This is a genomic window from Streptomyces sp. NPDC059895, from assembly GCF_042731035.1.
Lineage (GTDB): Bacteria > Actinomycetota > Actinomycetes > Streptomycetales > Streptomycetaceae > Streptomyces.
Genome location: NZ_JBHWKO010000028.1, coordinates 105,693 through 113,828 on the forward strand (window position 1 = coordinate 105,693; position 8,136 = coordinate 113,828).

General features: G+C 74.7%; 7 protein-coding genes. 3 read left to right on the plus strand and 4 right to left on the minus strand.

Going from position 1 to position 8,136, the window contains the following annotated elements; genetic code table 11:
- Positions 1 to 26: 26 nt before the first annotated feature.
- The 4 genes from ACFV9M_RS27640 to ACFV9M_RS27655 all read right to left on the minus strand — a co-directional run bounded on the left by ACFV9M_RS27640 (position 27) and on the right by ACFV9M_RS27655 (position 6,330).
- Positions 27 to 1,505 carry a hypothetical protein gene (locus ACFV9M_RS27640; protein ID WP_385061920.1) on the minus strand — a complete coding sequence of 493 codons (1,479 nt, stop codon included), beginning with the start codon at positions 1,503 to 1,505 and terminating at the stop codon, positions 27 to 29.
- Positions 1,502 to 3,370, minus strand: coding sequence for a DUF3492 domain-containing protein (locus ACFV9M_RS27645; RefSeq protein WP_385061921.1), 1,869 nt, complete (start codon positions 3,368 to 3,370; stop codon positions 1,502 to 1,504). Before ACFV9M_RS27645 ends, ACFV9M_RS27640 begins: the two co-directional genes overlap by 4 nt.
- A 243-nt stretch (positions 3,371 to 3,613) precedes the next feature.
- The gene (locus tag ACFV9M_RS27650; protein WP_385061922.1) at positions 3,614 to 5,290 is read right to left on the minus strand and encodes a DUF3152 domain-containing protein; all 1,677 of its coding nucleotides are present in this window, start codon (positions 5,288 to 5,290) and stop codon (positions 3,614 to 3,616) included.
- Positions 5,291 to 5,298: 8 nt separating this feature from the next.
- Entirely contained in the window at positions 5,299 to 6,330 is a 1,032-nt protein-coding gene (locus ACFV9M_RS27655) for an alpha/beta fold hydrolase (RefSeq protein ID WP_385061924.1), read from the minus strand.
- A gap of 191 nt (positions 6,331 to 6,521) precedes the next feature.
- Between ACFV9M_RS27655 and ACFV9M_RS27660 the strand changes: the two genes are divergently transcribed.
- From ACFV9M_RS27660 to ACFV9M_RS27670, 3 genes are all read left to right on the plus strand, one after another.
- Entirely contained in the window at positions 6,522 to 6,737 is a 216-nt protein-coding gene (locus tag ACFV9M_RS27660; RefSeq protein WP_385061925.1) for a hypothetical protein, read from the plus strand.
- Positions 6,738 to 7,000: 263 nt separating this feature from the next.
- Entirely contained in the window at positions 7,001 to 7,642 is a 642-nt protein-coding gene (locus ACFV9M_RS27665; protein WP_385061927.1) for a TetR/AcrR family transcriptional regulator, read from the plus strand.
- A gap of 147 nt (positions 7,643 to 7,789) precedes the next feature.
- Positions 7,790 to 8,017, plus strand: coding sequence for a DUF3107 domain-containing protein (locus tag ACFV9M_RS27670; RefSeq protein ID WP_030784015.1), 228 nt, complete (start codon positions 7,790 to 7,792; stop codon positions 8,015 to 8,017).
- The last annotated feature ends 119 nt before the right edge of the window (positions 8,018 to 8,136 follow it).

Consider the following 8,136-nt stretch of genomic DNA (forward strand, 5'->3'; position numbering starts at 1 on the left):
CCGCGGCGCGGCCGGGTGGCCGCGCGTCAGCACCGCTGCTCCGCGCGGGCGTGGGCGGAGGCCCGGGTGAGTGTGCGGGTCGCGTGGACCAGCAGGGCCAGGGCGGCTGCTCCGCAGCAGAGTGCGGGAACGCCGGCCGGGCCCCAGGCGGCCAGGAGGGCGTCGACGGGGGTGGCCAGGAACCCGCAGCCGGGCAGCCGGGCCGTGAAGACGGAGGCCAGAGCGATCGCCTCGGCGGCGCCGACGGCCCCGAGGGCGAGCGCCGGGGCGTGGGGGAAGCCGTGCACGGTGAGGAGGCGTGCGAGGTAGAGGAGCGCACCCAGGGTGAGGACCTGCGCAAGACCGGCGGGCTCGCCCAGGGCGGTCGCGCAGAGGCCCGTGAGCGCCGCCAGCGCGCAGAGGAACAGTGCGAACGTGCCGAGCAGCAGGGGCTGGACGGAGGCGGCGAACTCCTCCAGGCCGCGACTGGCGTTCAGGCGGCGCCGGGCGTGTACGGCGAGGAGGTGGGCGCACCAGGCGGCGGGGGCGCAGGCCAGGGCGAGGGCGACCAGGGGTGCGGCGGTGAGGGGCCACGGCCCGTCGGCGGCACCGGTGGGGAGGCCGTCGGGCCCGCCGTCGGCGGCGGCACGCAGGAGGCCGTCGCCGAGGGCCGCGTAGGCGAGGAGCCAGCAGGTCCAGCCGCCGGCCCGGTGCGGGCCGGGGTCCGGACGGTCCGGCGGACCCAGCGGGCCCCGGCGGAGGGCCGCGCCCAGGGCGAGCACCACCGCCAGGGCGCCCGCGGCCACGACGGACGAACGCGTCTGGCCCTGCGTGAGGCGTGCGCCCGCGACCGTCGCCGCGCACAGGGCGCCCGGCAGCAGGGTGAGCAGCGCCCAGTCGGCGCGCGCCCTCGGGAGCGCCTCGGGCGCTGCCGGTGGCGGTGGCGTGTCGCCGTCGCGGGGTACGCGGGCGTACATCTCCTCCGCGAGGGAGAAGACGTCCCGGTGCCGGAAGCGGGCGGCGGTCCGGTCGGTGATGCCGTGGGCCTCCAGGGCGGCCGCGATCTCCAAGGGGTCGACGGCCCGTTCGCACAGTGCGCGGTGGCGGTGCATCAGGACCTTCACGGGGTCCGCGGCGGCTCGGCGGGGCGCACCCGGGCCGCGGGGGGCCGCCGCTTCGGCTCGGGGGGAGGAAGGCGCGCCGACGCCCCTCTTCCGGCCCCCGGCCCCGGCCCCGGCCCCGGCACTCCCCCGTTCCTCCCCCTCACGGTGGCCCCCACCGTGCCACTCACGGTGGCCCTCACCATGTCCCTCGCCGTGCACATCGCCATGGCCCTCACCGGGGTCGGTGTCACCGCCCGCCTGCTCACGGCCCCCCGGCCGAGGACGCTCTCCCACTCCGCGGCGCTCCCCCACTCCGCGGCTGTCCCCCGCCAGCCACCCTTCCGACCGCTCGTCCCAGGCTCCTGGGCTGCCCGGCGTCCCGGGCCGGTCCAGTTCACCGAAGAGTTCACCGAGGCCGCTCATCGCGCTCCCTCCCTCGTACCGCCCGACGCCACGAAAGGCACCGCCGACGCCGCCCGCACCGGTGAGTGGCCGGACGCCGGTGAGGCAGCGCGCACCGGCGGCGCGTCCCCTCCCGACGCTCCCGCCACCCGTGCGGCTCCGGGCCCGGCCTGGTTCCGTGCGCGGGGTCCGGTCCAGGGGCCCGGCATCCATGACTCCGCCGGGGCGGCGAAGGGCCGGGGCTCGCCGGCCTCGTCGAGGACGATCCGACGGACCGGGCTGCGGGCGACGGTCTCCAGATAGATGCCGTGGAAGGCGGCGAGATTCTGCTCGACCGTGAAGAGTTCGAGGGCGCGTGCGCGGGCGGCCGCGCCCAGGCGCGCACGGCGCTCGGGGTCCCGCAGCAGCGCCACGCACGCGTTCGCGAGTGCTCGCGGGTTGCGCGGTGGGACGACCAGTCCCGTACCGCCGATGACCTCGACGATCGCCCCGACGTCGGTGGACACCGTCGCGCGGCCGCAGAACATCGCCTCGACCAGGCCGACCGGGAAGCCCTCGACGACGCTGGAGAGAACGACGACGGCACCCGCCGCGTACGCCTCCGCGAGGCCGGGCGCCTCCGGGCCGCCGATCTCCTCGAAGGAGACGGGGTTGTCCCCGACGGCGTGCGGTCCGTCCGCCTCGTCGGGGAAGAGCTGCGCGGCCAGCATCCGGCAGTGGCCGAGGTACGCCTGCCCTTCGGGCCCGGCCGGCGCTCCGATGATCCGCAGCCTGGTTCCGGGTTCCTCCGTGTGGACCTGCGCGAAGGCGTGCAGCAGGGACACCAGGTCCTTGGCCGGTTCCACACGGCCGATCCAGACCAGGGTGCGCGGGTCGGCACCGTCCGGGGAGTCGCCGGCCTCGGCGAAGCGGGCGGCCTCCATGCCGGGGTACACGGTGCGCAGCGCGGTGCGGTCGGCCCCGCACCGCTCCTGCCAGCGACGGGCGTGCGCGTTCCCGGAGGTCACACAGGCCGCCTGCCGGTACACCTCGGCGGCGAGCCGCCCGTGGAGGGCGGCGAGCAGCGCGCGGACGGCGGAGGTCGGTTCCGCGGACGGGCCGGCCGGCGACGAGGCGGCCTCGCAGCCCGTGGCGTCCGCCCCGGCACCGGAGCTCAGGTAGTGGGTCCGTAACCGCACCCCGTACTCCGTGACCACCAGGGGCACCCCGAAGAAGTGCCGTGCCACGAGCCCCGGCAGGGCGGCGGCACCGCCCGACGCCGCATGGCACAGGTCGACGGAGCCGAGGCCGTCGGCGCCGCGGTCCGCGTACCAGTCGAACGAGAGGGGGCGCAGAAGGCGTTCCAGGTGTGCGGCGACGGCGAGCAGATCGGGTACGCGCGCCTCACGCGCCGTGCGCAGCGCGCCGGGCGCACGGCAGGCGCGCTCCAACGTCCGCACGGCGCTCTCCGAGCGGAGGGCGCCAACCAGCCCGCCCTCGTCGCGGGCGAGGTCGGCGAGGCCGTACAGCGCACTGCCGAAACGGTCCGCCTGAGAAGCGAAACGGTCCACCGAGGCGTTCGAGGCATGCGAGGCGTTCGAGGCATCGGCGGGGCTTCCCTCGCACAGGACGCTCACCAGTTCGCCGTAGCACTCGGTGAAGCGCCGGCGCGCGCGGCGGCCGTGCGCCGCTCCGTCGTCGCGCGCCCTCCACAGTGGCGCGGTATGCACCCGGCCGACGTTCGGCGGCAGTCCGACCCGGCCGGTGGCCTCCTGGCTCTCGCTGCGGCTGAGCGCGTAGAGGTCGAACTCGTGCTGCCCGAGCCCGCGCACGAGCCGGTCGCACCAGAGTCCGGCGTCACCGTTCACATACGGATAGCCACCCTCCGTAAGCAGTCCGATGCGCACGCGTGCACCCCCGATCTCCCGTTTGGTGAGCCGCCGTTGACCCGGCGGCTCGCAGCGGGAAGAACGTATGCGGACAAGGCGGTGGCACGACGGACGGTTGTCCGTCGCGCCACCAAAAGGGGTGAACGGTCGTAACTTTCCCGTGCGGGCCGCGTTTCGTCGCGCTAAGAGATCGCACGAACGCGAAACGTCACGCCCTCGGTCCGCCCGGGCGGACGCCGGACGGGACGGCGGGCCCGTTCGTCAGCTTTCGGGGTAGGGCCAGGCGTTCGGCAGACAGCTGATCCCGTCGTGCTCGAGGAATTTCGTCTGCTGCTGCATGACCGGCGCGAGATCCCCGTCCTTGTCGCAGGTGACATGGCCGTAGCCGAGCCGGTGGCCGACCTCGTGGTTGATGAGCATCTGCCGGTAGGAGTGCATCGCGTCGCCGTAGGTCTCGGACCCCTGCGCCCAGCGGTAGGCGTTGATCATCACGCGCTGGGTGGCGGCCGAGTCGCAGGAGACGTTGTCCACGGTGGTGTCCAGGCCCGATCGCGCGCACCAGTCGGCGGTGGTGCCGGGGCTGGCGAGCGTGATGACGAAGTCGGGATCGCCCGAGTAGATCCGCTCGAAGGTGCGCGCGCCGTTGTGCGCCCAGCTGCGGTCGTCGTTCAGCGTCGTCTGCACGGCCTGCGCGAAGAGCTCGGCGTCGAGCCCCAGCCCCTCCTCGACGTCCACGCGGTAGGTGTACTTCTGCCCGGTGCCGGGCGCCTTGTCGACACCCGGCACCGCCTCGAACGTCCCCGACCCTTCGAGCGTGGCGCTGATCTCGTACTTCCGGGCCATCTTCTGCTCGTACGTCAGCGGTGCCGCCACGGCCGACGCGGAGGGGCTCGGCCGGTCGTCCCCGCGCCCGGAGGAGTCACGGACGTCACGGCCGGCCTTGTCGGCTGCGGACTGCGACCGGACGGAGTCCCCGCCCCCACGCGAGTCGGCGACCTGCCCGGCCACCACGACGGCCAGCACGGTGGTGACGGCGGCGGCCGCGACCCCGGTGAACGCCCGCCCCCTGCCGCCCTTCGCGGCGGTCGTGGGTTCACCGGTGGGGGGCGCGCCGTCGGCGGCGCCGGCCGGGCGGCGGTCCGCGTCCGGACCGGCGACGGAAGCGGACACGCCGAGGTGGCTCCGGGGGTCGTCCGGGTCCAGGGAGCCGCGAGGATCCCGGCGGCCGTCCGGGTCCTGGCGGCCGTCCGGATCCCGCGGGCTGAAGGTGTCGGTGTCGGTGCCGTACGGGTCCTTGGCGCGCGCGGACGCGGCGACGGGCACGGGCCTGCGACGCGCGGAGACGTCCCCGTCCTCGGCGAAGGCGTCGAGGTACTCCTGACGCGGCCCGCCCGAGGTCGCCGGCCGCTGACGGGGGATCACGGGCCCGGCATCACCGGCCGTGCGCCCCCCGCCCAGCTCGCCCCAGCCTCCCCCGGTCTCACGCTGCTGGGGATGACCGCCACGGACCCGCGGGACGCCACGGGCGGGCGTCCCGTCGGGAAGCCTCGGCATGCCGCGGGCGGGCGTGCCGTCGACGACCCCGGGGGTGCCGTGAGCCGGCGTCCCGCCGGAGAGCCTCGGCGTGCCCTGGGCCGGCGGCCCCCCGGGGACCCGGGGCACACCACCGGCCGGAGTGCCATGAGCGACCCGGGGCACACCACCGGGCGGAGTCCCGTCGGGGAACCGGGGCACACCACCGGGCGGAGTCCCGTCGGGAAGCCGGGGCGTGCCGTGTGGCGGCGTGCCGTCGGCGGGCCGGTCCGCGGTCCCCCGCCCACGACTGTCCCGCACCGTGTCCCTGTCCCCGGCCGGAGCCCCCGGTGCGGGTGAGGCACCCCCCGAACCGCTCTGCGACGCGCTCTTGGGCGCGGGCCCCCGTCGGCTGTGGCGTCCCACGACCCCCCTCAGCTCCCCGCGTCCGCGGACCCGCCGGTCCGCTCGGACAACGTTTCACGGTCCCGGCCGGTTCCCGGACGCGTCCTCGCGCCGGTCTCCGCCAGCAGCTCCCTGAACGCCGTCGCGACCGTCTCCGGATACTCCATCATCGCCACGTGCCCGGCGTCCGGCAGGGTGAGCAGACGGGAGTCGCGGAACGCCCGTGCGGCCCGCTGGGCCATGCGGAAGCCGACGAGTTGGTCGCGGCCGCCGTACACGAGGAGAGTGGGGGCGAGGACGCGTTCGGCCTGGCGCCACAGCCCGTGCTGGCCCCCCAGGGTGTAGGCGCTGACCAGCCCGCGCGCGGAACGTGTCATCGCGTCCCAGAAGTACGGCAGCCGCAGCCGCCGCTCCATCTCCTCCACCGCGTGGCGGAACGCCTCCGGCGAGACCCGCCCGGGGTCGCCGTAGCACAGGGCGGTGACGCCACGGACGCGTTGTTCGGCCGTCCACGCGCGGGTGAACCGGTTGAAGAGCGTGGCCACCCCGGGCAGGCCGAGCAGTCCCGTCGGCACCGCGGTGCGCTGCACACGCAGCTCCGGCAGGGCGGGCGAGACGAGCGTGAGCGTGCGGACGAGGTCGGGGCGGACCGCGGCGACGCGCGTGGACACCGCGCCGCCGAGGGAGTTGCCGAAGAGGTGCACGGGCCCGCGCGCGGACGCGTCGAGGTAGCGGATGACGGCACGCGCGTGTGCCGTGACGGAGTAGTCGCCGTCGTCCGGCGGCGGCGAGTCGCCGAAGCCGGGCAGGTCGACGGCCTCGCTCTCGACGACCCCGTCGAGCAGTGCCATCAGCGCGGACCAGTTCTGCGAGGAACCGCCCAGCCCGTGCACGTACAGCGCCGGTTCGAGCCCCTCGCGCGCGGGCGGCCTGCTGCGGACCTTCAGGGTGACGCCCGGCAGTCCGACCGACCGGAGCCGCTCGCCCTCGGCGATCCGGACGGACGCGGCCTCCGGAAGCACGTCGGTGGGCGGCACGGACGGCAGCTCGGTCGAAGACATGCGGCAATGTTACGAGGTGATCACGTCGGGGCCCGTGTGTTCGGCGTCACAGCCATGACCCGGGTCCGGATGGCCGCACGGAATCCGGGCACATCGCATAGCGTCCGAAAAGGGTGTCTCCTAGGCTCGTACAGAGGGCACCCGCTGTGGCCCCTGCATCTTCAGGGACGTTCGTAGGAAGGGAGCCCGCCATGGCCATAGACCCCACCGAACCCGAGACGTTCACGGAGGACGAAGCGGCGGAGTTCGACGTCGAGGCCCCGGAGAACGATGCCGCCCAGCAGCACACCGACGTCGCACCGGAGCGCGACGATCCCCTGGAGGGCGTGGATCCCGCCCGGGCGAACGAGGCCGACCTCGTCGAACAGGCCCGTGTCGTCTCGCTCGACGAGGACGACTACCGCTGACGGACGGTGACCCGGAGTCAGGGACCGGGAGACAGTGGCCCAGAACCGCCGGGGACCGACGGCCATCCACGGCCGCGCCACCCCGCGCCGACCTGGGACGGGGCCGCATTCTGCCCACAACGCCCCGCTTTGAAACCTTGCGTACGGCTTTTGTCACCGTCCGGTCCGTGAAATTCTGCGCTCGCACCGCGCACAGCAGGGTTACCGAAAAGTACGATGGCGGCGCGGCGGCACACCGCAAGAGGACGACTTTGGGAGGCGGCGTGACAGCCATCGAGCAAACTGAGGCGGCGCGCCCGCGAGGCACGCGCCTGCCGCGCCGTGCCCGACGGAACCAGCTGCTGGGCGCCGCCCAGGAAGTCTTTGTCGCACAGGGCTACCACGCGGCCGCGATGGACGACATCGCCGAACGCGCCGGTGTCAGCAAGCCGGTGCTCTACCAGCACTTCCCGGGCAAGCTCGATCTCTACCTCGCCCTGCTGGACCAGCACTGCGAGTCACTCATCCAGGCGGTCCGCAGCGCGCTCGCGTCGACCACGGACAACAAGCAGCGCGTCCGCGCCACGATGGACGCCTACTTCGCGTACGTCGAGGACGACGGAGGGGCGTTCCGGCTGGTCTTCGAGTCGGACCTGACGAACGAGCCCGCGGTGCGCGAACGCGTCGACAAGGTCACCAACGAGTGCGCCGAGGCGATCTGCGACGTGATCGCCGAGGACACCGGTCTCTCGCGCGCGGAGTCGATGCTGCTGGCCTCGGGTCTCGGCGGACTCGCCCAGGTGGTGGCCCGTTCCTGGCTGCACAGCGACCGCAGCGTCCCGCGCGACCAGGCGGTGCAGCTGCTGGCCTCGCTGGCCTGGCGCGGCATCGCCGGTTTCCCGCTGCACGGCACCGATCAGCACTGAGCCGTTGCCGCGTGCCGGCTGTTTGTTCCCGCCCGTTGTTCGCTCGTGGCGTGGACGGCCATGCCGTGTCCGTCCCCTCACCGGGCTAATGTGTGCAGCGTACGGCGCGGACGCCCGCGCACCACTGACCGTCGGAGGGACATAGCCGTGGAGGTCAAGATCGGCGTGCAGCACGCGCCCCGCGAGATCGTTCTGGAGAGCGGTCAGACTCCCGAGGAGGTCGAGCGGGTAGTGGCCGAGGCCCTGGCCGGTAAGTCGCAGCTGCTCAGCCTCGTGGACCAGCACGGCCGCAAGGTCCTGGTCCCGGCGGACCGCCTGGCCTACGTCGAGCTGGGCGAGCCGGCCCCGCGCAAGGTGGGTTTCGGCGCGCTGTAGGCGAACACGCGAGAGGGGCCCGGCGGCCCCCCCGTCGCCGGGGCCCGCACGGCGCCCCCCCCCCCACCCCACCCCCCCCACCCCCCCCCCCCCCACCCCCCCCCCCCCCACCCCCCGCC

What these genes read in the sequence shown, in the direction of transcription:
- ACFV9M_RS27640 (WP_385061920.1), bottom strand. Translation starts at nt 1,505, where the DNA reads ATGAGCGGCCTCGGTGAACTCTTCGGTGAACTGGACCGGCCCGGGACG.
- ACFV9M_RS27655 (WP_385061924.1), bottom strand. Translation starts at nt 6,330, where the DNA reads ATGTCTTCGACCGAGCTGCCGTCCGTGCCGCCCACCGACGTGCTTCCG.
- ACFV9M_RS27660 (WP_385061925.1), top strand. Translation starts at nt 6,522, where the DNA reads ATGGCCATAGACCCCACCGAACCCGAGACGTTCACGGAGGACGAAGCG.